This window comes from Streptomyces sp. NPDC017936, from assembly GCF_044328485.1.
Classification (GTDB): Bacteria; Actinomycetota; Actinomycetes; order Streptomycetales; family Streptomycetaceae; genus Streptomyces.
This window is the reverse complement of the sequence record NZ_JBIRHK010000008.1, coordinates 136,682-160,132: the sequence shown is the minus strand read 5'-3', so window position 1 is coordinate 160,132 and position 23,451 is coordinate 136,682. Positions and strand designations below refer to the sequence as shown.

The 23,451-nt window shown below is 73.1% G+C and carries 19 protein-coding genes and 1 tRNA gene; 16 read left to right on the top strand and 4 right to left on the bottom strand.

What is annotated here, in order from left to right; genetic code table 11:
- The first annotated feature begins 64 nt into the window (after positions 1-64).
- Complete coding sequence (locus ACH4F6_RS18520) at positions 65-2,803, top strand: Tat pathway signal sequence domain protein (RefSeq protein WP_397961269.1); 2,739 nt, start codon at positions 65-67, stop codon at positions 2,801-2,803.
- A gap of 19 nt (positions 2,804-2,822) precedes the next feature.
- On the opposite strand, the gene ACH4F6_RS18515 is transcribed toward ACH4F6_RS18520, so the two are convergent.
- Positions 2,823-5,222, bottom strand: a complete 2,400-nt coding sequence (locus ACH4F6_RS18515; RefSeq protein ID WP_397961268.1) for an SCO7613 C-terminal domain-containing membrane protein — start codon at positions 5,220-5,222, stop codon at positions 2,823-2,825.
- A 57-nt stretch (positions 5,223-5,279) separates the two neighbouring features.
- Between ACH4F6_RS18515 and ACH4F6_RS18510 the strand changes: the two genes are divergently transcribed.
- Positions 5,280-5,726, top strand: coding sequence for an SRPBCC family protein (locus tag ACH4F6_RS18510; protein ID WP_397961267.1), 447 nt, complete (start codon positions 5,280-5,282; stop codon positions 5,724-5,726).
- 39 nt (positions 5,727-5,765) lie between these two features.
- Positions 5,766-5,837 (top strand) — tRNA-Val (locus ACH4F6_RS18505).
- A gap of 73 nt (positions 5,838-5,910) precedes the next feature.
- Here the strand turns inward: ACH4F6_RS18505 and ACH4F6_RS18500 are convergent.
- Positions 5,911-6,636, bottom strand: a complete 726-nt coding sequence (locus ACH4F6_RS18500) for a 3'-5' exonuclease (RefSeq protein ID WP_397961266.1) — start codon at positions 6,634-6,636, stop codon at positions 5,911-5,913.
- Between the two features lie 192 nt (positions 6,637-6,828).
- On the opposite strand from ACH4F6_RS18500, the gene ACH4F6_RS18495 reads away from it, so the two are divergent.
- The 4 genes from ACH4F6_RS18495 to ACH4F6_RS18480 all read left to right on the top strand — a co-directional run bounded on the left by ACH4F6_RS18495 (position 6,829) and on the right by ACH4F6_RS18480 (position 11,377).
- Positions 6,829-7,395: a DUF4365 domain-containing protein gene (locus ACH4F6_RS18495; protein ID WP_397961265.1), complete on the top strand. Its 567-nt coding sequence runs from the start codon at positions 6,829-6,831 to the stop codon at positions 7,393-7,395.
- Positions 7,392-8,615 carry a hypothetical protein gene (locus ACH4F6_RS18490; RefSeq protein WP_397961264.1) on the top strand — a complete coding sequence of 408 codons (1,224 nt, stop codon included), beginning with the start codon at positions 7,392-7,394 and terminating at the stop codon, positions 8,613-8,615. Before ACH4F6_RS18495 ends, ACH4F6_RS18490 begins: the two co-directional genes overlap by 4 nt.
- A gap of 91 nt (positions 8,616-8,706) precedes the next feature.
- Positions 8,707-10,683 carry a threonine--tRNA ligase gene (thrS, locus tag ACH4F6_RS18485; RefSeq protein WP_397961263.1) on the top strand — a complete coding sequence of 659 codons (1,977 nt, stop codon included), beginning with the start codon at positions 8,707-8,709 and terminating at the stop codon, positions 10,681-10,683.
- Between the two features lie 133 nt (positions 10,684-10,816).
- Positions 10,817-11,377 (top strand): HIT family protein, encoded by a 561-nt coding sequence (locus tag ACH4F6_RS18480; protein ID WP_397961262.1) that lies wholly within the window; start codon positions 10,817-10,819, stop codon positions 11,375-11,377.
- 196 nt (positions 11,378-11,573) lie between these two features.
- On the opposite strand, the gene ACH4F6_RS18475 is transcribed toward ACH4F6_RS18480, so the two are convergent.
- Both ACH4F6_RS18475 and ACH4F6_RS18470 read right to left on the bottom strand, forming a co-directional pair.
- The gene (locus ACH4F6_RS18475) at positions 11,574-13,235 is read right to left on the bottom strand and encodes a hypothetical protein (protein WP_397961261.1); all 1,662 of its coding nucleotides are present in this window, start codon (positions 13,233-13,235) and stop codon (positions 11,574-11,576) included.
- Positions 13,236-13,422: 187 nt separating this feature from the next.
- A complete protein-coding gene (locus tag ACH4F6_RS18470; RefSeq protein WP_397961260.1) occupies positions 13,423-15,618 on the bottom strand; it encodes an elongation factor G-like protein EF-G2 in 2,196 nt (731 codons plus the stop codon).
- 629 nt (positions 15,619-16,247) lie between these two features.
- On the opposite strand from ACH4F6_RS18470, the gene pgsA reads away from it, so the two are divergent.
- The 9 genes from pgsA (at position 16,248) to ruvA (ending at position 23,439) form a co-directional block, all read left to right on the top strand.
- Positions 16,248-17,033: a phosphatidylinositol phosphate synthase gene (gene pgsA, locus ACH4F6_RS18465; protein WP_397961525.1), complete on the top strand. Its 786-nt coding sequence runs from the start codon at positions 16,248-16,250 to the stop codon at positions 17,031-17,033.
- Positions 17,030-17,947, top strand: a complete 918-nt coding sequence (locus ACH4F6_RS18460) for a phosphatidylinositol mannoside acyltransferase (protein WP_397961259.1) — start codon at positions 17,030-17,032, stop codon at positions 17,945-17,947. The genes pgsA and ACH4F6_RS18460 overlap by 4 nt, the downstream gene beginning before the upstream one ends.
- The gene (locus ACH4F6_RS18455; protein WP_397961258.1) at positions 17,944-19,116 is read left to right on the top strand and encodes a glycosyltransferase family 4 protein; all 1,173 of its coding nucleotides are present in this window, start codon (positions 17,944-17,946) and stop codon (positions 19,114-19,116) included. Before ACH4F6_RS18460 ends, ACH4F6_RS18455 begins: the two co-directional genes overlap by 4 nt.
- Before the next feature lie 35 nt (positions 19,117-19,151).
- On the top strand, positions 19,152-19,703 hold the full coding sequence (locus tag ACH4F6_RS18450; protein WP_397961257.1) for a hypothetical protein: 552 nt from the start codon (positions 19,152-19,154) through the stop codon (positions 19,701-19,703).
- A 128-nt stretch (positions 19,704-19,831) separates the two neighbouring features.
- The gene (gene pdxS, locus ACH4F6_RS18445) at positions 19,832-20,737 is read left to right on the top strand and encodes a pyridoxal 5'-phosphate synthase lyase subunit PdxS (protein WP_397961256.1); all 906 of its coding nucleotides are present in this window, start codon (positions 19,832-19,834) and stop codon (positions 20,735-20,737) included.
- A gap of 30 nt (positions 20,738-20,767) precedes the next feature.
- Positions 20,768-21,373, top strand: coding sequence for a pyridoxal 5'-phosphate synthase glutaminase subunit PdxT (pdxT, locus tag ACH4F6_RS18440; protein ID WP_397961255.1), 606 nt, complete (start codon positions 20,768-20,770; stop codon positions 21,371-21,373).
- A 48-nt stretch (positions 21,374-21,421) separates the two neighbouring features.
- On the top strand, positions 21,422-22,174 hold the full coding sequence (locus ACH4F6_RS18435) for a YebC/PmpR family DNA-binding transcriptional regulator (protein ID WP_189936573.1): 753 nt from the start codon (positions 21,422-21,424) through the stop codon (positions 22,172-22,174).
- 132 nt (positions 22,175-22,306) lie between these two features.
- A complete protein-coding gene (gene ruvC / locus ACH4F6_RS18430) occupies positions 22,307-22,837 on the top strand; it encodes a crossover junction endodeoxyribonuclease RuvC (RefSeq protein WP_397961254.1) in 531 nt (176 codons plus the stop codon).
- The gene (gene ruvA / locus ACH4F6_RS18425) at positions 22,834-23,439 is read left to right on the top strand and encodes a Holliday junction branch migration protein RuvA (protein WP_397961253.1); all 606 of its coding nucleotides are present in this window, start codon (positions 22,834-22,836) and stop codon (positions 23,437-23,439) included. Before ruvC ends, ruvA begins: the two co-directional genes overlap by 4 nt.
- The last annotated feature ends 12 nt before the right edge of the window (positions 23,440-23,451 follow it).

The window sequence follows — 23,451 nt, the reverse complement described above, 5'->3', positions numbered from 1 at the left end:
CACCTCCATCTGTCATGCCCCTGACCACACCTTGCATCCCGCACGGAAGGAAAGGCTGCCTCCCATGTCTCCCATCCCCCGCAGGTCCCTCCTCAAGGCGGCGGCCGTCGCCGGAGCCGCCGCCCAGTTCTCCTGGACGCTGGGAACCAAGAACGCGCAGGCCGCGCCGAGAGCCGAGGCGGCGGACGACGCTCCGGTGACCCTGGACTGGCTGGAGGACGGCGGCCTCGGCGCCGCCCCCGGCTCCACCCTCGGCGTGCCCTGGCCGATGGGCACCTACCAGGAGGACCAGACCTTCGCGCTCACGGACGCCGACGGCAAGGCCGTCCCCGTGCAGTCCTGGCCCCTCGCCTACTGGCCGGACGGGTCGCTGAAGTGGACCGCCCACGCGGTGAGCTCGGGCTCCGGCAAGCTCACCCTGACCGCCGGCGCCCCGGCCGCCCCCGCCAAGAAGGTCACCGTCGACGAGAGCGGCGGCACCATCGACGTCTCGACCGGGGTCATCACCGCGAGGATCGGCAAGTCCGGCGCCACGCTCGTCAAGTCGGTCACCCGCGGGTCCACCGAGATCGCCAGGAACGGCCGGCTGGTCCTGATCCGGCAGCCCGAGATCGAGGACGGGGACCAGGGCACGGTCAAGACCGAGCGCTTCGACGGCGCGATCTCCGAGGTCACCGTCGAGCAGAAGGGCCCCGTCCGCGCGGTCGTCCGCATCGACGGCAAGCACCGCAGGGGCAGCCGCAGCTGGCTGCCCTTCTCGATCCGGCTCTACTTCTACGCGGGCGCCGACTCCTTCCGCATGGTGCACACCCTCACCTACGACGGCACGCAGGAGCCCGGCAAGGCGAGCGGCGACTTCATCCGCGGCCTCGGCGTCCGCTTCACCGTGCCGATGCGCGACGAGTCCTACGACCGCCACATCCGCATCGGCGGCGAGGGCACCGGCCTGCTGCGCGAGGCGGTCAAGGGCATCACCGGACTGCGCCGCGACCCGGGCGCCGCCGTCCAGGCGGCCCAGTACGCCGGCGAGAAGCTGCCCGACCCGTCCACCTGGGACCAGCGCGTCACCACCCGCCTGCAGTACATCCCCGAGTGGGGCGACTACACCCTCTCCCAGCTCTCCGCCGACGGCTTCACCCTGCGCAAGCGCACCAAGAAGGGCTACGGCTGGATCGGCGCCGGCGGCGGCAAGCGGGCCTCCGGCTTCGGCTACGTCGGCGGCGTCAGCGGCGGCCTCTCCTTCGGCCTGCGGGACTTCTGGGAGAAGTTCCCCGCCCAGCTCGACATCCGCGACGCCCACACCGACGCGGCCGAGGTCACCCTCTGGCTCTGGTCGCCCGAGGCGCAGCCCATGGACCTGCGCTTCTACCACGACGGCATGGACCAGGACACCTACCCCGAGCAGCTCGAGGGCCTCAACATCACCTACGAGGACTACGAGCCCGGCTTCGGCACCCCCTACGGCATCGCCCGTACCTCCGAACTCCTCTTCTGGGCCAACGCCTCCACCCCGAGCCCCGAGAAGCTCGCCGAGCAGGTCGAGGCCGTCCGGGTGCTGCCCCAGCTCGCCGCCCCGCCCGAGCAGCTCATCAAGGCCAAGGTCTTCGGCCCCGGCCTGTACTCCGAGCCGGACCGCTCCACGCCCGCCAAGGCCAAGATCGAGGACCACCTCGACTTCCTCTTCACCTACTACAAGGACCAGGTGGAGATGCGCCGTTGGTACGGCTTCTGGGACTACGGCGACATCATGCACACCTACGACACCGTCCGGCACCAGTGGCGGTACGACATCGGCGGCTACGCCTGGGACAACTCCGAGCTGTCACCGGACCTCTGGCTCTGGTTCGCGTACCTGCGCAGCGGCCGCGCGGACATCTTCCGCTTCGCCGAGGCGATGACCCGGCACACCGGCGAGGTCGACGTCTACCACCTCGGCACGTGGGCGGGCCTGGGCACCCGGCACGGCGTGCAGCACTACGCCGACAGCGCCAAGCAGCAGCGCATCGCCAACACCACCTACCGCCGCTACTACTACTTCCTCACCGCCGACGAACGGGTCGGCGACCTCATGCACGCCAACGTCGACTCCGACGAGACCTTCCTCGTCCTCGACCCGCAGCGCAAGGTGCGCACCGACACCTACACGCCCGACCGGCACGCCCTGTCGATCGGCTTCGGCACGGACTGGAGCGGTCTGGTGTCGGCGTGGCTGACGGAGTGGGAACGCAAGGGCCCGAAGTGGGAGAAGGCCAAGGCGCGCGTGCTGTCGACGATGGAGGGCATCGCCGCCCAGCCGAACGGCTTCGTGCAGGGCAGCGGCCTGTACGACCTCGACACCGGCAAGTTCGCCGTCGCCACGACGCCGGTCGTCGGCGTCTCGCACCTGTCCGCGGTCTTCGGCCTCAACGAGCTGTGCGCCGAGCTCATCCACCTGGTCGACATGCCGAAGTTCAACGAGGCGTACTTCGACTACTGCCGCTACTTCAACGCCACCAAGGCCGAACAGGCGGCACGCTACGGCTCCCACTTCGGCAGCCTGCTCCTCTTCCAGGGCCACTCGCGCCTGGACGCCTACGCGGCCGTGCAGACCGGGGACGAGAAGCTCGCCGCGCGGGCCTGGGACAAGTTCTACAACTCCGACGGCTACAAGGAGTCCGCGCCCTGGAAGACGGAGCCCCTGAGCGGCCCCGCCACCCTGGTGCCGGGCAGCGAGGCCGCCTGGGTGTCCACCAACGACACCGCGCTGTACGGCCTCGCCGCCATCGAGAACCTGGCGCTCCTCGGCGACAGGATGCCGTCCTAGGGAACCGGCCCCGGCAGGGCTAGTCCATCCTCCCCAGCACCTCCCGCACTCGCCGTGCGTCGCGACGTCGCTGCTCGTAGGTGGCACCCAGGGCGAGCAGCAGCAGACCGGCGAGTGCGGGAGGGACCCAGCGCGGAAGGAGACCCGCCACCTGGACGAGGTACGGCGCGAGCTCGTGCAGCGCGTCCAGGGCCAGGACCGAGGCGCCCAGTGCCAGGGGCGCCTGGAGGCGGTGCCGGGCGCCCAGCAGGGTGACCAGCAGCGCCGCCGCGCCCAGCAGCAGCGGGCGCGTCCACTGCGGGTCGCCCCAGGCCGCCGCCAGGCTCGGCAGGAGCGTGGCCGCGAGTCCCGGGCCGTACGCCGTCCACGACGAGGTCCCCGGCTCACGGCGCCGGCGCCAGGCGCCGACGACCAGGGCCGCGACGGTCACCGGCAGGGTGTACGCCTCCGGCGTGGTGACGTCCCAGGCGACCAGTCTGGTCCAGCCGGCCAGCACGAACAGGACGGCGGCCGCCCAGCCCGCCGGGCGCCGGCCGGCGCGGGCCGCCGTGGCCGCGGTGATGACCCCGCACAGGGACAGCACCAGGGCCAGCATCGGCGGATCGGCCAGCGCGAGCCCCACGGCGAGCAGCCCCGCGACCGCGCCCGTCACCTCGGTCGGCACGGTCGCCGGGGAGCCGCCGAGCCGTGCGGCGAGCAGGGCCGCGGCCGCGGCGACCGCGAGCACCGGCAGCGCGGTGTGCGCCGGCGCCCAGCCGGCCGCCGCGCCCGTCGCGCAGGCCAGCGCGGTGGCGTGCCCGAGCGCGGCCGGGACCGTGAAGGGCGCCAGGCGCGGCCGCCACGAGACCGCCGCGAACAGCACGGTCAGGGCCGCCGCCACGACCAGGGTCGCGGTCTGCGCGGCCAGCGAGACGACGGCCAGGTGGACGGAGGCGGCCAGGGCGAGCACGGGCAGCGTCGTCGGCGGGACCGTCGGCGGGACCGTGACCGCGGGCGCCAGGGCGGCCGCCGCCGTCACGGCCCCCAGCACCACCAGGGCGGCCGGGTAGGGGAGCGCGAGCACCGACGGGAGCGCCGCGCACGCCGCCCAGGCCAGGCCCAGCGCGCCGGTCCGGGCCCACGGGCGCCAGGTCTCCTGCCGGACGGCCAGGGCGAGCGTGCCCGCGACGGCCACCAGGACGAGGAGCGCCTGCACCGGGTACGGCGGCCAGGGGGTGTGCACGGTCACCGCGGCGCGGGCGTCCGCGGGAGCACCCGACCAGGGCCGCTCCACCCAGCCGACCGGGCCCAGGAGGGTGACGAGGACCAGCGGGACGCTCCACAGCAGCGCCGACGCCTGCACCGCGGCGGACGCCAGGACGAGGCCCCGCCGCACCGGCCCGGAGAGCCGGCCCCGTACCGTCACCGACAGGGCGATGCCGCAGGCCAGGTGGGCGGGGACGGCCCAGCCGCCGGGCAGCGCCGAGCGCAGCACGCCGCCACCCGCCGCCACCAGCAGCAGACCGCCGGCGAGCGCCGTACCCGTCGCGGCGGCCGGCCGCGGCAGCCGGCGCGCGGCCCCCAGCGCGAGGGCCGCCGCCGGGACGAGGAGCGCCGCCGCACGGGCGGCGGCGCCCGGACCGGAGGCCGTCCAGGACAGCAGGCCGGCCGCCAGGGCGCCCGCGGCGCCGAGGCCGCACGCGCCGGCGACGGCGGTCGGCCGCACGAAGCGGGCGGTCACCCGCAGCGCGAGGAGCGTGTCGAGGGCGGACGTCGCCAGCAGCGCGGCCGCGACGGCGTACGGGTCCGCACCCGCCGCGAACGCCCACAGCGGCAGGGGCAGTTGGGCCGCGCCCAGGGCGGCGGGCAGCGGCACGCGCAGGGCGTCCGGGCCACGGCCGTACGCCGCCCAGAGCCCCGCCAGCACCGCGGACGCGACCGCCGCGTACCCCGTGCCGTCGACGCCGGTGAGGGCCGCCGCGTGCAGCGCGTAGGCGTCCAGCACGGTCAGCGCCAGCCCCAGGCCCGCCACCGTCTCGGCGGTGGCGCGCAGCCCGCGCCGCAGCAGGAGCACCGGCGCGGCGAGCACGGCCAGCGTGACCGTGCCGAGCACCACGGCCCGCCCCGCGATCCCCAGATGACCCCAGCTGACCAGTGTGAACGCGATCGCCGCGATGGTGAGCAGGACGCCGCCGAGCAGCAGCAGGACGTTCTGGACCCGCGGGACGCTCGCCTCGGGGCGCGCTTCGGGCCGGGGCTGCGGCGCCACCGGCTGCCGTGGGGGCGGGAGCGAGGCGAGCAGCCAGGCGCGGCGCGTCAGCAACCAGGCCCGCCGGGCGTCCAGTTGCCGTAGTTCGGCGTCGACGAGCCGGAGCTCCTCGGCCGGGGGCGGAAGGTGCGTCATGCAAGGGAGTGTGGGCCGTGTCACGCCGTACGGCATGAGCGCGGCTACTCAGGACCTACTCACCTCCCCGCCCGGGTACCGCACACTCGGTCCATGGACTGGACGCACTACCGCTTCCGCAGCCTGTGGGCCCTGCCCGCGGACCCCGCCACCGTCTACGCGGCCCTGGAACGCCCCGAGGACTACCCGCGCTGGTGGCCCCAGGTCCGTGCGGTGACCCGGCTCGACGACACCACCGGCGTCCTCACGATCCGCTCCCTCCTGCCGTACGCCATGACCTTCACCGCGCGCGAGGCGCGACGCGACCCCGGGGCGGGAGTGCTGGAGGTCACGATGTCCGGCGACATCGACGGCTGGGCGCGCTGGACGGTCACCGCGGCCGGTCCGGGCACCCTCGTCCGCTACGACCAGGTCGTCGACGTCGGCAAGCCGCTGCTCCGGCGGTTCGCCGTGCCGGGACGGCCGTTCTTCCGCGCCAACCACCGGCTGATGATGCGCGCCGGACGGCGAGGACTGACGGCACACCTGCGAGCGGTTTGAAGGAAGGCCGCGGGGACCTGTATTGTTCAGTGCGTTCCCGGGCGATTAGCTCAGTGGGAGAGCGCTTCGTTCACACCGAAGAGGTCACTGGTTCGAACCCAGTATCGCCCACCGGGAGAGAGCCGGTCCGCATCGCGCGGACCGGCTTTTCGCATGTCGCGGACCGGTCGTGCCGGGCACCGCGTCACGCCGCCGCCGGCAGCTCCGGGCGCAGCGGCCACGACGTGTCCACCGTCTCCGGCGAACCGCTCCGCGCGAACCACGCCTGCAGCCCCCGCGCCTGCGCCGCGTGCCACGCCGTCTGCAGGGCGTGCAGCTCGGCGGGGGACAGGCGCTCCAGCCGGGCCGCGAAACGCCGGCCCACCGCGCGCACGACCTCCAGCGCCGCCACCGCGTCCGCGGCCGCGTCGTGCGCGCCGGCCAGCGGGACGCCGTAGTGCTCGCACAGGTCGGTGAGCGTGCGGCGGCCCTTGCGGTAGCGGTCCAGGTGCTTGTCCAGCACCCGGGGGTCCAGCACCCGCAGCGGCGCCGCGTCCAGCCAGTGGGACAGGGGCGAGGCGCGGTGCCGGCGCAGCTCGCGGTCGAGCAGCGTCAGGTCGAACGGCGCGTTCATCACCACCAACGGCCGCCCCGCGCCCGCCTGTTCGGCGAGCAGCTCGGCTATCTCGTACATCACCGGCGCCGGCCAGCGGCCGTTGCGGTGCAGATGATCCTCCGTCAGTCCGTGCACCGCCGTCGCCTCGGCGGGCACCGGCACGCCCGGGTCCACCAGCCAGCGGGTCACCCGCGGCCGGACGCCGGGCGCGTCCTGGACGACGAGCGCGGCCGACACGATCCGGTCGCTCTCGACGTCCACCCCTGTCGTCTCCGTGTCGAACGCGGCCAAAGGGCCCTCGTACCAGCACGCCATACCTGCTCAACCCCTCGTTCACCCACGGCAGCCGGTGTTCCGTCTTCTGCCTGTTCGGTGATACCCGGGCTGTTTGCGCCGTACGCGGGAAGGACACAACAGGAGTACGGGTCTTTGCAGTTCAGGGGCTCGACACGGGAATTCACCCGGCCCCCGGTGCGGGGATCCTCTTTGCCTGGAAGGCTGTTGGTCATGGCGATCGCGCAGCCCGAGCGGGGCGGGCTGCTGCCCGAGCGTGCGGGCCCCCACCGCGGCACCCTCGCCACCACCGCGTGCATGGAGACGCTGCAGGTGGGCTATCTCCACGCGGTCGCGGCGGCGGCGGGCTGCTCGCTGTCCCAGCCCTTTCCGGACAACGGCATCGACTGGCACGTCAGCCACAGCGCGCCCGGGCACACCGTCGACGACGAGGTGACCATCAAGGTGCAGCTGAAGGCGACGTACCAGGTCGCGCCGGACCCTCCCGGCCGGTTCTTCTCCTTCACGCTCGACAACGACCACCTGAGGAAGCTCGCCCGCACCCCGGTGTCGGTGCACAAGATCCTGGTCGTGATGATCGTCCCCCGCTCGCAGGACCAGTGGCTGCGGGCCGGCCACGACCGCCTCGACCTGCGGCACTGCTGCTACTGGGTCAATCTCGCCGGCCACCCGGTCACCGGGCGGACCCGGACCACCGTGCGGATACCGACCTCACGCATCTTCGACGACCGGGCGCTGTGCGAGATCATGACGCGGGTCGGGACGGGAGGCAGACCGTGACCCACCGCCCCCTCGACGAGCTCCCGCGGCCGGCGCGCCCCCACCCCCGGCCCCACTGGGACCGGGCGCCCGAGCCGGCCGAGGTGGACCCGGCCGTCCTGGGCGCCCTGCTGCGCCGGCACGGCTGGCAGCGGCGCGGCGGCGCCGTCGGACGCTACGGCCGCTGGACCCCGCCCGCCCCCGGTGGCCACGGCACGAGCCTGCTCGTGCCCGAGAGCCGTGCCTTCCCCGACAGCGACGACCTGCTCGGCGAGGCGCTGCAGGCGCTGGCCCGCAGCGCGGCGCCCTCCGCCCGCGAGGTACTGGTCGGCCTCGCCGTGCCCAGCGACGAGATCCGCTGGTGGCGGGACACCCCCGACGGCCCGGCCGGGGCCGCGGCCTGGACGGTCGAGGAGCGGCTGCGCGGCGCCGCCCGCCGGATGCTGCTGGCCGGGGCGCTCGCCACCCGCGCGCGGGCCGGCTACCACGGCGCCCGGCACCGCCGCGCCGCCGCCGCGCTGCTCGACCAGGTCCTCGTGGCCGCCGCCGACGGCCGCCGTCTGACCGCCTTCGTGCCGGCCGGCCCCGCCCGCCCCCTGGCCGTACGCCTCCACCAGGCCCTGTACGCGGTCCGCGAGGCCATCGACTACCAACGGGCCACCGGCGGCATGGACGCCTTCGACAGCGCCGTGGAGGCCGGCGCCAGCCGTGAGCTGACCGACGCGCTGATCGCCCTCGTCCGCGGCACCGAGGGCGCCCGGATCGCCGTCGAGTGGGCGCCCGCGGCCGGGGTGCCCGACGGCTGCGCCGCCACGGGTGAGCCCGTCGAGTTCTCGCCCGGCGACCTGCCCGTGCTGCGCGAGGCCGGCGCCCGCTATCTGCGCGAGGAGCCCGCCGTCCCCGCGCGGATCACCGGGGCGGTCGTCCGCCTGCGCAGGTCGGGTCCGCGCGGCGAGGGCAGCGTACGGCTGCGGGTGCTCGCCGGCGCCGAGGTCCCGTACGTCCGGCTCACCCTCGGCGAGGAGGACTACCGCGTCGCCGTCCACGCCCACCTGGTCGGACTGCCGGTACGGGTGCAGGGGCGGCTGGAGAGCAGGGGCGGTTTCCGCAGGCTCGCCGGAGCGTTCGGGGTCGCCCCCGTGCAGGTGGACGACGCCGAGCGGGACCGGCTGACGAAGGCCCTCCAGGAGCACCTCGACTTCTTCGGGGAGGCCTGCGGAGGGGAGGACGGAGGAGACTGATTTCGCGGTCGGCGGGTGCGGGTCGGTACGATCGCCTATTGCGCGCGCTCCCGGTATGGCGCCGCACCCCACCTGCAGTCAGGAGAGACCGGTGTCAGACGTCCGTGTGATCATCCAACGCGATTCCGAGCGGGAAGAGCGCACGGTGACGACGGGCACTACGGCCGCGGACCTCTTCGCCGGCGAGCGCTCGGTCATCGCCGCGCGCGTGGGCGGCGAGCTCAAGGACCTGTCGTACGTGCTCTCCGACGGCGAGGAGGTGGAGGGCGTCGAGATCTCCTCCGAGGACGGTCTCAACATCCTGCGCCACTCCACCGCCCACGTCATGGCCCAGGCCGTGCAGGAGCTCTTCCCCGAGGCCAAGCTGGGCATCGGCCCGCCCGTCAAGGACGGCTTCTACTACGACTTCGACGTCGAGAAGCCGTTCACGCCCGAGGACCTCAAGGCCGTCGAGAAGAAGATGCAGGAGATCCAGAAGCGGGGGCAGAGGTTCTCCCGCCGCGTGGTCACCGACGAGGCCGCCCGCGAGGAGCTCGCGGACGAGCCCTACAAGCTGGAGCTGATCGGCCTCAAGGGCTCGGCGTCGCACGACGACGGCGCGGACGTCGAGGTCGGCGCCGGCGAGCTGACGATCTACGACAACCTCGACGCCAAGACCGGCGAGCTGTGCTGGAAGGACCTCTGCCGCGGTCCCCACCTGCCCTCCACCCGCCTCATCCCGGCGTTCAAGCTGATGCGCAACGCGGCCGCCTACTGGCGCGGCAGCGAGAAGAACCCCATGCTCCAGCGCATCTACGGCACCGCCTGGCCGTCCAAGGACGAGCTGAAGGCGCACCTCGACTTCCTCGCCGAGGCCGAGAAGCGCGACCACCGCAAGCTGGGCGCCGAGCTCGACCTGTTCTCCGTCCCGGAGCAGATCGGCTCCGGCCTCGCCGTCTTCCACCCCAAGGGGGGCATCGTCCGCCGGGTCATGGAGGACTACTCGCGGCGCCGCCACGAGGAGGAGGGCTACGAGTTCGTCTACACCCCGCACGCGACGAAGGGGAAGCTCTTCGAGACCTCGGGCCACCTGGACTGGTACGCCGAGGGCATGTACCCGCCCATGCAGCTCGACGAGGGCGTGGACTACTACCTCAAGCCCATGAACTGCCCGATGCACAACCTGATCTTCGACGCGCGCGGCCGCTCGTACCGTGAACTGCCGCTGCGCCTCTTCGAGTTCGGGACCGTCTACCGGTACGAGAAGTCGGGCGTCGTGCACGGCCTCACCCGCGCGCGCGGCTTCACGCAGGACGACGCGCACATCTACTGCACCCGCGAGCAGATGTCGGAGGAGCTCGACAAGACGCTCACCTTCGTCCTGAACCTGCTGCGCGACTACGGCCTGACCGACTTCTACCTGGAGCTGTCCACCAAGGACCCGGAGAAGTTCGTCGGCTCCGACGAGGCCTGGGAGGAGGCGACCGAGACGCTGCGCCAGGTCGCCGAGAAGCAGGGCCTGCCGCTGGTGCCGGACCCGGGCGGCGCCGCCTTCTACGGCCCGAAGATCTCCGTCCAGGCCAAGGACGCCATCGGCCGCACCTGGCAGATGTCGACGATCCAGCTCGACTTCAACCTGCCCGAGCGGTTCGACCTGGAGTACACCTCGGCCGACGGCAGCAAGCAGCAGCCGGTCATGATCCACCGCGCGCTGTTCGGCTCCATCGAGCGGTTCTTCGCGGTGCTCCTGGAGCACTACGCGGGCGCCTTCCCGGCGTGGCTCGCGCCCGTGCAGGCGATCGGCATCCCGATCGGCGACGCGCACGTCGAGTACCTGGAGAAGTTCGCCGCGGCCGCGAAGAAGCAGGGCCTGCGGGTGGAGGTCGACTCCTCTTCCGACCGCATGCAGAAGAAGATCCGCAACGCCCAGAAGCAGAAGGTGCCCTTCATGGTCATCGCGGGCGACGAGGACATGTCGAACGGCTCGGTCTCCTTCCGCTACCGCGACGGCTCGCAGGAGAACGGCATCCCGTTCGACGAGGCCATCGCGAAGATCGCGAAGGTCGTCGAGGAGCGGGCGCAGGTCTGACGGGCGGCCACGGCCGCCGGGTCGGCCACGGCCACCACCGGGGGGCCCGCGGGGAGCTGATCCCCGCGGGCCCCCGCCGTCCCCCGCGGTCCTGCCGCAACCCCGGCGACACGCCGCGAGCGGACGAAGTCATATGCTGCCTTGCATGACGAGTGAGCCGGAGCAGCAGATCGGAGTGGGGACGCAGGACGCGTTCCAGCGCCTGTGGACGCCCCACCGGATGGCCTACATCCAGGGCGAGAACAAGCCGACCGGCCCGGGGGCCGACGACGGCTGTCCCTTCTGCTCGATCCCGGCGAAGTCCGACGAGGACGGACTGGTCGTCCGCCGCGGTGAGCACGTGTACGCGGTGCTGAACCTGTACCCGTACAACGGCGGCCACCTCATGACCGTCCCCTACCGTCACGTCGCCGACTACACCGACCTGACCGGGCCGGAGACGGCGGAGCTCGCCGAGCTGACCAAGCAGGCGATGACCGCCCTGCGCACCGCCTCCGGCGCCCAGGGCTTCAACATCGGCATGAACCAGGGCTCGGTGGCGGGCGCCGGCATCGCCGCGCACCTGCACCAGCACATCGTGCCGCGCTGGGGCGGCGACACGAACTTCATGCCGGTCGTGGGGCACACGCGCGTGCTGCCGCAGCTGCTGGCGGACACGCGGAAGATGCTGGCGGAGGCGTGGCCGGCGGTGTGACGTCGTGCCGGGCGGTCCGGCCTGTCCGGCGGGTGAGGACGAGGCCCGTCCAGGGCCGAAGCGGGGGTGGGGGGGGGGGGGGGCCCCCCCCCCCCCGCCCCCCCCCCCCCCCCCCCCCCCCCCCCCCCCCCCCCCCGCCCCCCCCCCCCCCCGGTCCCTCGTCCACCCGCGCACGAGCCGCCCCACCGCCGGAGGCTCACGCGTCGTAGGTGTCGGCTTTCTTCGGGGACAGGTCCTGGACCGCCCCGCTCAGCACCGACGACCGCGAGCTGAACTTCTCGATGTCGACGTCGTGCTCCTTGAGCACCCGCAGCGCGGCCGTGTGCACCACCCGCAGCACCGGCGCGGCCGCGCGCAGCGCGTCGTCGGCCATGAAGCGGTGCCGCCACGGCTGGTCGGCCCAGGCGTGCCGCAGACCGAACGGCTCGGGCAGCCCGATGGAGCCGCCGAGCCAGTTCAGCAGCGGCGGGTACCAGCTCAGGGAGGCCCGCGCGGCCAGCCGGACCACCTCGTCCGCGGTGATCAGCGGCAGGTTGACGGTGCGGGTCTCCCAGAAGCGGACGGTCTTGGCGACCTCCTTGGTCGGGGCCTCGGGCTTGGTGGTGAACAGGCCGTTCACCGGACCGAGCGCGTGTCCGGTGACCTCGATGCGCAGCGTCTCGTGCAGCACGGTCACGGTGATCAGCATGGTGATGATCAGCTGGCCGTCCCAGAGCGGCCACTGCACGCCGAGGTAGTGCCGGTCGCCGCCGCCGAACTGCTGCTGGTCGCAGATCTGCTCGATCGCCTTCGGCTTGACCTGGTACGCCTCCACGTCCGTGCCCTCCGGCCGGGCCACCGCCTTGGCGTTCTCGCCGACGGGCGTGACGATCCAGTGCCGGACGGACGGGGCCGGGAAACCGCCGGTCTTCAGGCTCTGCCGGTTGAGCAGGGTCAGCTGGTCGTGGATGGCGCGGATCACCGTCCAGCTGCGGAACTCGTGGACGCCCTTGTTCGGGTCGACCGGGGTCAGCTCCTCCGCCATCTGCCAGGCGCCCCAGCGCGTGCCCATGCCGAGGATGCCCTTGGGGCCGGCGTAGAAGACGGAGTTGGACTGCTGCTCGGCGCTGAGCCGGGCCAGGGACTGGCGCAGCTGCTCGGCCGCGGTCTGGTTGGGGCTGGTGGGCACCGCCTCGGGGACCTTGGCGCCGACGCTGCTGCCGGAGAGCAGGCTGTCCCAGCGTTCGCGCAGGTCCCTCGCCGTCTTCTCGCAGATCCGCTTGGCGAGGAACCAGCCGACCACCGGGGCGACCACCGCACCGCGCGCGTACCACCCCCACAAGCCCGTGAACGGCATCCGCAGGAGGAAGAGCACGGCGAGGGCGCCGACGGCGACGAGCAGGCCGGTGGCCAGCCCGGACACCCGCCTGTCGGCCTGCTTCGTCATGGTGGCCCGGAGCTGGAAGACCAGCAGCCACACCAGGAGCCCCGGGAGGAAGAGCAGGCCGCACAGCACCATGACGCCGGTCAGCTTCTGGTCGCGCTCACGGCGGATGCGGTTGGCCGCGAGGCAGTGTTCGACGACCACCTGCGGCTCGGTGCCGAACGACTGGATGAGCGGTTTGCGGCCGACGCCCAGCATGCGGTCGATCACCGCCTGGGAGAACGCCTCGCCGAGGTTGGGGCGGAAGATCCTGGCCCAGCTGCGGCCGGTGCTGACCGTCGACTGGTGCCACTCGTTGTCCGCCTTCTTGATGTCCTCGACGGGATTGTCCCGGTAGGCGGCCGAGGCCAGCGCGAAGGTCGCCGTCTGCCCCCCGTCGCCCGCCTGCGGCACCTGTGGTCCGAAGATGTCCGCGTAAGTGCTGTCAACGGTCATTCCCGCCCCCGATCGCCGCCACTCTCGCTCCTGCGGCCTTCCCGACTTCCGTACTCCGCACACCTGTTGATCAGGTCATCAGCGTATCCGCAGGCGCCGGCGTCCGTCGGCGGACGGCCGAAGCCGTCCGCCGCGCCGGGGGAACGCGTTCCCCACCGGCCACTCGAGGGCGGCCCGGCCCCAACCCCTACCCTTCCTGCGTCTGTTGACGGAGCCGCTCGGCCACCTGGGCCGGCATGGGTTCGTGCCGGGCGTAGGAGCGGTCGAACCGGGCCGTGCCGTGCGAGAGGGAGCGCAGGTCGACCGCGTACCGGCCGATCTCGATCTCGGGCACGTCGGCGCGCACCAGGGTGCGCCCGCCGCCGGTCTGCTCGGTGCCCAGCACCCGGCCGCGCCGGCCGGACAGGTCGCTCATCACGGCGCCCACGTACTCGTCGCCGACCAGCACGCTCACCTCGGCCACCGGCTCCAGCAGGTGGATCTTCGCGTCGGCCGCGGCCTCCCGCAGCGCGAGCGCGCCGGCCGTCTGGAACGCGGCGTCGGAGGAGTCCACCGAGTGCGCCTTGCCGTCGAGGAGCGTGACCCGCACGTCGACCAGCGGATGCCCGGACGCGACCCCCTTGGCCGCCTGCGCCCGTACGCCCTTCTCCACGGACGGGATGAACTGGCGCGGCACCGCGCCGCCGACGACCTTGTCGACGAACTCGATGCCGGAGCCGCCCGGCAGCGGCTCCACCTCGATCTCGCAGATGGCGTACTGACCGTGCCCGCCGGACTGCTTGACGTGCCGCCCGCGCCCGGCGGACTTCCCCGCGAACGTCTCCCGCAGGGACACCTGGTGCGGGACGACGTCGACCTGGACGCCGTAGCGGCTGCGCAGCCGCTCCAGGGCGACGTCGGCGTGCGCCTCGCCCAGGCACCACAGCACTACTTGGTGGGTGTCCTGGTTCTGTTCGAGGCGCATGGTCGGGTCCTCGGCGACCAGCCGGGAGAGGCCCTGGGAGAGCTTGTCCTCGTCGGCCTTGCTGTGCGCCCGGATGGCCACCGGCAGCAGCGGGTCGGGCATCTGCCAGGGCTCCATCAGGAGCGGGTCGTCCTTGGCCGAGAGCGTGTCCCCGGTCTCCGCGCGGTTCAGTTTCGCCACGCACGCGAGGTCGCCCGCGATGCAGTGCGTCAGCGAGCGCTGCTGTTTGCCGAAGGGCGCGGACAGGGCGCCGACGCGCTCGTCGACGTCGTGGTCCTCGTGGCCGCGGTCGGCCAGCCCGTGCCCGGAGACGTGGACCGTCTCGTCGGGGCGCAGCGTGCCGGAGAAGACGCGGACGAGCGAGACGCGGCCGACGTAGGGGTCGGAGGAGGTCTTCACGACCTCCGCGACCAGCGGCCCGTCCGGATCGCACGGCGTGAGCTCGCGCGGGGCGCCGTCGACCGTGGTGACGCCGGGCGCCTCACGCTCCAGGGGCGTGGGGAAGCCCCGGATGATCAGGTCCAGCAGCTCGACCGTGCCGATGCCCTGCCGGGCGCCGTCGGCGGCCGGGGCGGCCGCGAGCACCGGGAAGAACGAACCGCGCGCGACCGCCCGCTCCAGGTCCTCGATCAGCGTCTTGACGTCGATCGACTCCCCGCCGAGGTAGCGGTCCATCAGGGTCTCGTCCTCGCTCTCGGCGATGATCCCCTCGATCAGCCGGTTGCGGGCCTCCTCGAGCTGCGGCAGCTCGTCCTCGCCGGGCTCGGACTCCTTGCGCTCGCCGGTGGAGTAGTCGAACAGCTTCTGCGTCAGCAGGCCGACCAGACCGGTCACGGGCGCGTGCCCGTCCGGCGCCTGCGGACCGCGCAGCGGCAGGTACAGCGGCAGCACGGCGTCGGGGTCGTCGCCGCCGAAGGCCTCCGCGCAGATCCGGGTCATCTCCTCGAAGTCCGCGCGCGCGGACTCCAGGTGCGTGACGACGATCGCGCGGGGCATGCCGACCGCGGCGCACTCCTCCCACACCATGCGGGTGGAGCCGTCCACGCCGTCCGAGGCCGAGACGACGAAGAGGGCCGCGTCCGCCGCGCGCAGACCGGCCCTGAGCTCCCCGACGAAGTCGGCGTATCCGGGGGTGTCGAGGACGTTGATCTTGATGCCGTCCCAGTCGACCGGGACCAGCGAGAGCTGGACCGAGCGTTGCTGGCGGTGCTCGATGTCGTCGTAGTCCGAGACGGTGCCGCCGTCCTCCACGCGGCCCGCCCGGTTCACCGCTCCCGCGGTCAGCGCGAGAGCTTCCACCAGAGTCGTCTTGCCCGATCCGCTGTGGCCGACCAGCACCACATTCCGTACGGACGCGGGGTGGTCGGCCGCCGTAGCCCTGCCGGCGGCTCCGGGGTGGGGGTTCGCCTTGTCGCCCATGTCTTGCCTCCCGTACACGGTGAGGTCATCGGGGGCGCGGGTTCGACGGCTCCGCGTGCGGTGGCGGCTCCGGCGACACCCGCGGTCCTTCGAGCTTTCCACTCCCGTCACGGTGCGTCCATACGAAGGACGCGAGGAGGCCGTGGGGCCGGTGCGGGCGGAGGGGGAGCGGGAGCGGCCGCCGGGGCGGCGACGGGCCGCTGCGGGGCCGCTGCGGGGCCACGGCAGCGGACCGTGGGCCTGCGCGGCGGGTGGGGCGCCGCGGGTCCGGCGAGGAGAGCCGGCGGCGGGCGCGGAGCCGCGGCGCGGCGGGGTGGTGAGGCGCGGGTCCCTGCCGGGGCGGGGGGCGGGAGCCGGGCCCCGGACGCGGGGGCCGGGCGCGGCGGTCCGCCGGATGCAGGCGGTGGGGCGGCCGGCACGTCCCGGGTCGATCGGGCGGCCGGTCGGCGCGGGCGGGCGACCGGTGCCGTCGTGAGCCCCGGGCGGGCGGCCGGAGCGGGTGGGCGAGCCGTGCCGTCGTGAGCCCCGGGCGGGCGGGAGGGCGCGCGACCGGATCGTGGCCACGTACCCGCAGGTCGTGACACGGGGGCCGGGTGCCCGGCGGTCGCACACGCGCGCGCGTGGCTACGATGGGCCAGCCGGTGGCCAGCAGGGGCCGCGCGGCCACACCGACCCTCGGGAAGGCCATGCTGAACAAGTACGCGCGTGCATTCTTCACGCGTGTCCTCACACCGTTCGCCGCGTTTCTCATCCGCCGGGGCGTGAGCCCCGACACGGTCACGCTGATCGGCACCGCCGGCGTGGTCGCGGGCGCGTTGGTCTTCTACCCCAGGGGCGAGTTCTTCTGGGGCACGGTCGTGATCACCCTCTTCGTCTTCTCCGACCTCGTCGACGGCAACATGGCCCGCCAGCTCGGCCGCTCCAGCCGCTGGGGCGCCTTCCTGGACTCCACGCTCGACCGGGTCGCCGACGGCGCGATCTTCGGCGGTTTCGCGCTCTGGTACGCGGGCGGCGGAAACGACAACGTCCTGTGCGCCGTCTCGATCTTCTGCCTGGCCAGCGGTCAGGTCGTGTCCTACACCAAGGCGCGCGGCGAGTCGATCGGACTGCCGGTCGCCGTCAACGGGCTCGTCGAGCGGGCCGAGCGGCTGGTGGTCTCGCTCGTCGCGGCCGGGTTCGCGGGGCTGCACAAGTTCGGTGTGCCCGGCATCCAGTACCTGCTGCCGATCGCCCTGTGGATCGTCGCCGTCGGCAGCCTGGTGACGCTGATCCAGCGGGTCGTCACCGTCCGGCGCGAGTCGGCGGAGGCGGAGGCGGAGGCGGAGGCGCAGGCCGAGGCCGAGAGCAAGGGCAAGGGCACGGGCGGGGGCGCGTCGGCCCGGCCGGGGGCCGAGGGGCGTGAGGCGGCCAAGTGAACGTCCGCGACCAGGTGACCGACGCGCTGTACGGCCTCGGCTGGAGCACCGTCAAGAAGCTTCCCGAGCCCGCGGCGGTCCGCCTCGGCCGGACCCTCGCCGACCTCGCCTGGAAGCGGCGCGGCAAGGGCGTACTGCGCCTGGAGAGCAACTACGCGCGCGTGGTGCCCGACGCGGGCCCCGAGCGCCTGGCGGAGCTCTCGCGTGCCGGCATGCGCTCCTACCTGCGGTACTGGATGGAGTCCTTCCGGCTCCCGGCCTGGAGCCCTGAGCGGGTGGAGAACGGCTTCGACCCCAAGGACCTGCACCACCTGACCGACGGTCTCGCCGCCGGCAAGGGCGTCGTCCTGGCACTGCCGCACCTGGCCAACTGGGACCTGGCCGGCGCCTGGGTCACCACGAAGCTCCGGACCCCGTTCACCACGGTCGCCGAGCGGCTCAGGCCGGAGAGCCTGTACGACCGTTTCGTCGCCTACCGCGAGGGCCTCGGCATGGAGGTCCTGCCGCACAGCGGCGGCTCCGCCTTCGGCACCCTCGCCCGGCGGCTGCGCGACGGCGGCCTGGTCTGCCTGGTCGCCGACCGTGACCTGTCCGCGTCCGGCGTCGAGGTCGACTTCTTCGGCGGCACCGCCCGGATGCCCGCGGGCCCGGCGCTGCTCGCCCAGCACACCGGCGCGCTGCTGCTCCCCGCCACGCTCTGGTACGACGACTCGCCCGTCATGCGGGGCCGCGTCCACCCCCCGATCGAGGTACCCGGGACAGGTACACGGGCCGAGAAGACGTCTGTCATGACACAGGCGCTGGCGGACGCCTTCGCCTCGGGCATCGCCGACCACCCGGAGGACTGGCACATGCTGCAGCGGCTTTGGCTCGCGGACCTGGAACCGCGCCCGTCGGACGGGGACCGCACGTGAGGATCGGCATCGTCTGCCCGTACTCCTGGGACGTGCCGGGCGGCGTCCAGTTCCACATCCGCGACCTCGCCGAGTACTTCATCCGGCACGGCCACGAGGTGTCCGTCCTCGCCCCCGCCGACGACGACACCCCGCTGCCGCCCTACGTCGTCTCGGCCGGGCGCGCGGTCCCGGTGCCGTACAACGGCTCGGTGGCCCGGCTGAACTTCGGCTTCCTGAGCGCCGCGCGCGTGCGCCGCTGGCTGCACGACGGCGCGTTCGACGTCATCCACATCCACGAGCCGACCTCGCCCTCGCTGGGCCTGCTGACCTGCTGGGCGGCGCAGGGCCCGATCGTGGCGACCTTCCACACGTCCAACCCGCGCTCCCGCGCGATGATCGCCGCGTACTCGATCCTCCAGGCCGCCCTGGAGAAGATCAGCGCCCGGATCGCCGTGAGCGAGTACGCCCGCCGCACGCTGGTGGAACACCTCGGCGGGGACGCGGTCGTCATCCCCAACGGCGTCGACGTGGACTTCTTCGCCAAGGCCGAGCCCAAGGCGGAGTGGCAGGGCGAGACGCTCGGCTTCGTCGGCCGCATCGACGAGCCCCGCAAGGGCCTGCCGGTGCTGATGAAGGCCCTGCCGAGGATCTTCGCGGAGCGGCCGGACGCCCGGCTCCTGGTCGCGGGCCGGGGCGACGAGGAGGAGGCGGTGGCGAACCTCCCCGCGGAGCTGCGCGCGCGGGTGGAGTTCCTCGGCATGGTGAGCGACGAGGACAAGGCCCGCTTCCTGCGCAGCGTCGACCTGTACGTGGCGCCCAACACCGGCGGCGAGAGCTTCGGCATCATCCTCGTCGAGGCGATGTCCGCCGGCGCCCCGGTCCTCGCCTCCGACCTGGACGCCTTCGCCCAGGTGCTCGACCAGGGGACGGCCGGCGAGCTCTTCGCCAACGAGGACGCGGACGCGCTGGCGGAAGCGGCGGTACGGCTGCTGGGCGATCCGCGGCGCCGGGCCGAACTGCGGGAGCGGGGCAGCGCCCACGTCCGGCGTTTCGACTGGTCGACGGTCGGCGCGGACATCCTGTCGGTCTACGAGACGGTGACGGCGGGCGCGGCGGCGGTGGCCGCGGCCGACGACGACCGCGGCGGGCCGGGACTGCGCGCGCGGCTCGGACTGGCCCGCGACTGACCGCGCGTCCGGTGCCGCGGGACGTCCCGATAGCCTTGCTGCCCGTGACCGCAACCCTCATCTGGGCCCTCGTCGTCCTCGTCGCGATCGGCCTCTACCTGAGCTGGACGGCGGGGCGGCTGGACCGCCTGCACGCCCGGATCGACGCCGCGCGGGCCGCGCTGGACGCACAGCTGCTGCGCCGGGCGTCCGTGGCCCAGGAACTGGCCACCTCCAAGGTGCTCGATCCGGCCGCCTCGATCGTGCTGTACGAGGCCGCGCACGCCGCCCGGCAGACGGAGGAGGAGCAGCGGGAGGTCGCCGAGAGCGAGCTGAGCCAGGCACTGCGGGCCGTCTTCGCGGACGCCCAGCAGGTGGAGGCCGTACGCGAGGCGCCCGGGGGAGAGGCCGCGGCGCACGAGCTGACGGAGGCCGTCCGCCGCGTCCCGATGGCCCGGCGCTTCCACAACGACGCCGTGGGCGCCGCCCGCCGGCTGCGCGAGCACCGCAAGGTCCGCTGGTTCCGCCTCGCGGGCCACGCCCCGTTCCCGATGGCCTTCGAGATGGACGACGAGCCTCCGGCGGCCCTCGTCGACCGCGCCGCGTAGCGGCCGGTCCACCCGCAGCGGCCCAAAAGGATCCACCGACTTCCCATTGGCCCTTGCTGTGGACTGGTCCAATCGCGTTACCTCGGTGCTTGCAGCGAACCCTCTTCTCTTCCCAGTGAGGTCAACCCGTGTCCATCACCGAGAACCAGGCCCCCGCGACCGGCACCGCGCGCGTGAAGCGCGGCATGGCCGAGCAGCTCAAGGGCGGCGTCATCATGGACGTCGTCACGCCGGAGCAGGCCAAGATCGCCGAGGACGCGGGCGCCGTCGCCGTCATGGCCCTGGAGCGGGTCCCGGCCGACATCCGCAAGGACGGCGGCGTGGCCCGGATGTCCGACCCGGACATGATCGAGGGCATCATCGAAGCGGTCTCCATCCCGGTCATGGCCAAGTCCCGCATCGGCCACTTCGTCGAGGCCCAGGTCCTGCAGTCGCTGGGCGTGGACTACATCGACGAGTCCGAGGTCCTCACCCCGGCCGACGAGGTCAACCACTCCGACAAGTGGGCCTTCACCACCCCGTTCGTCTGCGGTGCCACCAACCTCGGCGAGGCCCTGCGCCGCATCGCCGAGGGCGCCGCGATGATCCGCTCCAAGGGCGAGGCCGGCACCGGCAACGTCGTCGAGGCCGTCCGCCACCTGCGCCAGATCAAGAACGAGATCGCCAGGCTGCGCGGCTTCGACAACCACGAGCTGTACGCCGCCGCCAAGGAGCTGCGCGCCCCCTACGAGCTGGTCAAGGAGGTCGCCGAGCTGGGCAAGCTCCCGGTCGTCCTCTTCTCCGCCGGCGGCGTCGCCACCCCGGCGGACGCCGCCCTGATGCGCCAGCTCGGCGCCGAGGGCGTCTTCGTCGGCTCCGGCATCTTCAAGTCCGGCGACCCGGCCAAGCGCGCCGCCGCCATCGTCAAGGCCACGACCTTCTACGACGACCCGAAGATCATCGCGGACGCGTCCCGCAACCTCGGCGAGGCCATGGTCGGCATCAACTGCGACACCCTCCCCGAGACCGAGCGCTACGCCAACCGCGGCTGGTGACCAGCCTGCAAGGGATCCGGTAAGCACCCCATGAACACTCCTGTCATAGGCGTCCTGGCCCTCCAGGGCGACGTACGGGAGCACCTCATCGCCCTGGCCGCGGCCGACGCCGTGGCCAGGCCGGTGCGGCGCCCCGAGGAACTCGCCGAGGTCGACGGCCTGGTCGTCCCCGGCGGCGAGTCGACCACCATCTCCAAGCTGGCCGTCCTGTTCGGCGTGATGGAGCCCCTCCGCGCGCGCGTGCGCGACGGCATGCCCGTCTACGGCACCTGCGCGGGCATGATCATGCTCGCCGACAAGATCCTCGACCCGCGCTCGGGCCAGGAGACCGTCGGCGGCATCGACATGATCGTGCGCCGCAACGCCTTCGGCCGGCAGAACGAGTCCTTCGAGGCGGCGGTGGACGTCCGGGGTGTCCCGGGCGATCCTGTGGAGGGCGTCTTCATCCGCGCCCCCTGGGTCGAGTCCGTCGGGGCCGGGGCCGAGGTGCTCGCCGAGCACGACGGTCACATCGTCGCGGTCCGCCAGGGCAACGCGCTCGCCACGTCGTTCCACCCGGAGCTGACCGGCGACCACCGCGTGCACTCACTGTTCGTCGACATGGTGCGCGCCAACCGCACGGCCGAGTCCTTGTAGGATCTCTGGCGTTCGTCATGTGGATGGTTACGCGAAGGAGACAGGCAGATGTCCGGCCACTCTAAATGGGCTACGACGAAGCACAAGAAGGCCGTGATCGACGCCAAGCGCGGCAAGCTCTTCGCGAAGCTGATCAAGAACATCGAGGTCGCCGCGCGCATGGGCGGCGTCGACCTGGACGGCAACCCGACGCTCTACGACGCCGTTCAGAAGGCCAAGAAGCAGTCGGTCCCGAACAAGAACATCGACTCCGCGATCAAGCGCGGTGGCGGCCTCGAGGCCGGCGGCGCCGACTACGAGACGATCATGTACGAGGGCTACGGGCCGAACGGCGTCGCGGTGCTCATCGAGTGCCTCACCGACAACCGCAACCGTGCCGCCTCCGACGTCCGCGTCGCGATGACCCGCAACGGCGGCTCCATGGCCGACCCGGGCTCGGTGTCCTACCTCTTCAACCGCAAGGGCGTCGTGATCGTCCCCAAGGGCGAGCTGACCGAGGACGACGTGCTCGGCGCCGTCCTGGACGCGGGCGCCGAGGAGGTCAACGACCTGGGCGAGTCCTTCGAGGTGCTCAGCGAGGCCACCGACCTGGTCGCGGTCCGCACCGCCCTCCAGGACGCCGGCATCGACTACGACTCCGCCGAGGCCAACTTCGTCCCGACCATGCAGGTCGAGCTGGACGAGGAGGGCGCCAAGAAGATCTTCAAGCTGATCGACGCGCTGGAGGACAGCGACGACGTGCAGAACGTCTTCGCCAACTTCGACGTCAGCGACGAGGTCATGGAGAAGGTCGACGCCTGAGCCCACGCTCAGCTCGCACGGGCCGACGGGGCACCCCCGTCGGCCCGTCGCTTTGTCAGAGGCACCCGATAGCCTGCACGAACCGGGGATACCCCCCGGCGAAGCCGGGGGAGATCGAAGGGAGACGCACGCGTGCGCGTACTGGGGGTGGACCCGGGGCTGACGCGGTGCGGTGTCGGCGTGGTCGAAGGCGTCGCGGGCCGGCCGCTCACCATGCTCGGCGTCGGCGTCGTCCGCACGCCCGCGGACGCCGAACTGGGCCACCGCCTCGTCGCGGTCGAGCAGGGCATCGAACAGTGGCTCGACGAGCACCGGCCGGAGGTCGTCGCCGTCGAGCGGGTGTTCAGCCAGCACAACGTCCGCACGGTCATGGGCACCGCCCAGGCCAGCGCCGTCGCCATGCTGTGCGCGGCCCGCCGCGGCATCCCGGTCGCCCTGCACACGCCGAGCGAGGTCAAGGCCGCCGTCACCGGCAGCGGCCGCGCCGACAAGGCCCAGGTCGGCGCCATGGTGACGCGCCTGTTGCGGCTCAGCGCGCCGCCCAGGCCCGCCGACGCCGCCGACGCCCTCGCCCTCGCCATCTGCCACATCTGGCGCGCCCCCGCGCAGAACCGACTCCAGCAGGCCGTCGCCCTGCACACACCGAAAGGCCGTCCGGCATGATCGCCTTCGTCAGCGGTCCGGTCGCCGCCCTCGCCCCCGACTCCGCGGTGGTCGAGGTCGGTGGCATCGGCATCGCCGTCCAGTGCACGCCCAACACCCTCTCCGGGCTGCGCACGGGCCAGCAGACCAAGCTGGCCACCTCCCTCGTCGTCCGCGAGGACTCCCTGACGCTGTACGGCTTCGCGGACGACGACGAGCGGCTGGTCTTCGAACTGCTCCAGACAGCGAGCGGCGTCGGTCCCCGGCTCGCCCAGGCGATGCTGGCCGTGCACACCCCGGACGCCCTGCGCAGAGCCGTGGCCACCGGTGACGAGAAGGCGCTCACCGCCGTGCCCGGCATCGGCAAGAAGGGCGCCCAGAAGCTGCTGCTCGAGCTGAAGGACCGCCTCGGGGAGCCGATCGGCGCCCCCGCCGTCGGCGCGCCCGTCACCCAGGGCTGGCGCGACCAGCTGCACGCCGCGCTGATCGGCCTCGGGTACGCCACCCGTGAGGCCGACGAGGCCGTGGCCGCCGTGGCGCCCCGGGCCGAGGCCGCCGAGGGCACGCCCCAGGTGGGCCAGTTGCTGAAGGCGGCCCTCCAGACGCTCAACAGAGCCCGCTGACCCCGCCGTCAC

Excerpts from the sequence above, each read along its gene's own strand:
- ACH4F6_RS18520 (WP_397961269.1), top strand. The coding sequence starts at position 65 with ATGTCTCCCATCCCCCGCAGGTCCCTCCTCAAGGCGGCGGCCGTCGCC.
- ACH4F6_RS18515 (WP_397961268.1), bottom strand. The coding sequence starts at position 5,222 with ATGCCGTACGGCGTGACACGGCCCACACTCCCTTGCATGACGCACCTT.
- ACH4F6_RS18510 (WP_397961267.1), top strand. The coding sequence starts at position 5,280 with ATGGACTGGACGCACTACCGCTTCCGCAGCCTGTGGGCCCTGCCCGCG.
- ACH4F6_RS18500 (WP_397961266.1), bottom strand. The coding sequence starts at position 6,636 with ATGGCGTGCTGGTACGAGGGCCCTTTGGCCGCGTTCGACACGGAGACG.
- ACH4F6_RS18495 (WP_397961265.1), top strand. The coding sequence starts at position 6,829 with ATGGCGATCGCGCAGCCCGAGCGGGGCGGGCTGCTGCCCGAGCGTGCG.
- ACH4F6_RS18480 (WP_397961262.1), top strand. The coding sequence starts at position 10,817 with ATGCTGCCTTGCATGACGAGTGAGCCGGAGCAGCAGATCGGAGTGGGG.
- ACH4F6_RS18475 (WP_397961261.1), bottom strand. The coding sequence starts at position 13,235 with ATGACCGTTGACAGCACTTACGCGGACATCTTCGGACCACAGGTGCCG.
- ACH4F6_RS18470 (WP_397961260.1), bottom strand. The coding sequence starts at position 15,618 with ATGGGCGACAAGGCGAACCCCCACCCCGGAGCCGCCGGCAGGGCTACG.
- pgsA (WP_397961525.1), top strand. The coding sequence starts at position 16,248 with ATGGGCCAGCCGGTGGCCAGCAGGGGCCGCGCGGCCACACCGACCCTC.
- pdxT (WP_397961255.1), top strand. The coding sequence starts at position 20,768 with ATGAACACTCCTGTCATAGGCGTCCTGGCCCTCCAGGGCGACGTACGG.
- ACH4F6_RS18435 (WP_189936573.1), top strand. The coding sequence starts at position 21,422 with ATGTCCGGCCACTCTAAATGGGCTACGACGAAGCACAAGAAGGCCGTG.
- ruvA (WP_397961253.1), top strand. The coding sequence starts at position 22,834 with ATGATCGCCTTCGTCAGCGGTCCGGTCGCCGCCCTCGCCCCCGACTCC.